At 45.4% G+C, this 1,852-nt stretch carries 1 protein-coding gene; it reads left to right on the top strand.

Annotation, left to right across the window (positions count from 1 at the left end; all coding sequences use genetic code 11):
- The first annotated feature begins 40 nt into the window (after nt 1-40).
- Complete coding sequence (locus QZX97_RS00220) at nt 41-1,606, top strand: glycoside hydrolase (RefSeq protein WP_295648866.1); 1,566 nt, start codon at nt 41-43, stop codon at nt 1,604-1,606.
- Nucleotides 1,607-1,852: the final 246 nt, after the last annotated feature.

The following is a 1,852-nucleotide window of genomic DNA, read 5'->3' as shown; positions in this document are numbered from 1 at the left end:
CTCTCGAGAGGGGAGTTTTTGTGGGCTTAAAATAATTTAGATGAGATACTTTTTTTGTATTGGGTTTTTAATGCTTTCGCTCAATAGCGTATTCGCACAGCCGAGGGTAATCGATATTGACGCTGCCAAAATCCAGGGACCGTTTAACCGCAGCTTCCAGGAATGCGTGGGTGCGGGTCGTGCCAATGAGGGTTTGCGTGCTGATTGGCAGCGGCAATTGAGGCTGGTAAAGCAGGAATGCGGGTTTAAATACATTCGTTTCCACGGTTTGCTAAGCGATGATATGGGCGTTTACCGGGAGGACAAGGCGGGCAATGCCCAATATAATTACCAGTATATTGATGAACTGTTCGATTTTCTGCTCAGCATCAAGATGAAGCCTTTTGTGGAATTGGGCTTTATGCCGAATGCTTTGGCGAGTGGTAACAAGACCGTTTTTTGGTGGAAAGGGAATATCACCCCACCAAAGGACTATGCAAAATGGGATGGCCTCATCAAAAACATGGTGCAGCATTTTACCGAGCGTTATGGCCATGCCGAAGTGGCCAGTTGGTTTTTTGAGGTTTGGAACGAGCCGAATTTGAAGAACCTGTTTTTTAGCGGGGACCAGGCGGATTATTTTAAATTGTACCAGGAAACATCGACCACCATTAAATCGGTTTCGACTGACTATAAAGTTGGCGGGCCTGCAACGGCGGGTAATGCCTGGATAACGGACTTTATCAATTATTGCCATACCAACAAAGTGCCTGTAGATTTTGTGAGTACGCATGATTACGGTGTAAAGCAAGGCTTTTTGGACCAAACCGGTGAGGTAGGCGTTATTGTGAGCCAGAACAGGATGGCGGTATCGGGTAATATGATCAAATCGAAGAAAGAAATTGAGCGGTCGCCGATGCCTAATTTGCCATTGAATTATACGGAATGGAGCTCATCGTACACGCCGACAGACCCGATACATGATAATTATGTGGAGGCGGCTTATATGCTGGATAAGATAAAACATGCCGGACCGTATGTGAACTCGATGTCGTACTGGACATTTACCGATATTTTTGAAGAGCAGGGACCAAGGTTTACACCTTTTCATGGTGGTTTTGGGTTGTTGAACTATCAGGATATCAAAAAGCCGGCTTTTTATGTTTACCAATTTTTGAACAAGATGGGCGATGCTGAATTGAAGAGCAGCGATACGGCATCAGTGGTTTGTCGCGATAAGCAGGGCAATGTGCAGTTGTTGTTTTGGGACTTTACAATTACCCACCCGGGCGATTCGGTAAACGACCAGGTGTTTTATAAGCGCGACCTGCCGGCGAAAGCCATCGCTCCGGTGAAGGTAAAAATAGGCCATTTGACCGCAGGAAAATATGAGGTATTGATAAGGAAGGTTGGCTACCGCTCGAACGATGCTTACGCGACCTATTTTGATATGGGTTCGCCGGCGCAACTAACCAAGGCGCAGGTGGCGCAGATAAAAGAGAAAAACAGCGGGCAAGCGTTTTTGAAAATGGAAGTGAACATCCCGGCCAACGGTGTTTTTGAAAAAGAACTGCAGTTGCGCCAAAATGATGTTTACTTTGTGGTTTTACAGCGAATAATTAAATAAATATTAATTCCCCTCCCAATACCTATCGGGATGAGTGGGGGCGTGTTGGATGTGAAGAGGTTAGGTTGCGTTATTCGTTATGCATGGCGGAGGACACACCCCCTGCCCCTCTCGAGAGTAATAGCCCATGAATAGACATTTAATTTTTGTATATTTATGCAAATGAATGTAAGTGAAGTATTTACGAGATTTTCAACTCAGGAAGCCTGTATTGGATATCTGGAAGGATTAAGGTGGCAACACGAG

Source organism: uncultured Mucilaginibacter sp., assembly GCF_903893715.1.
In the GTDB taxonomy this organism is placed as follows: Bacteria; Bacteroidota; Bacteroidia; order Sphingobacteriales; family Sphingobacteriaceae; genus Mucilaginibacter.
This window is presented reverse-complemented; position numbering and strand designations above follow the sequence as displayed.

Bases quoted from the DNA above. Each gene is read 5' to 3' on its own strand.
- QZX97_RS00220 (WP_295648866.1), top strand. From the start codon at position 41: ATGAGATACTTTTTTTGTATTGGGTTTTTAATGCTTTCGCTCAATAGC.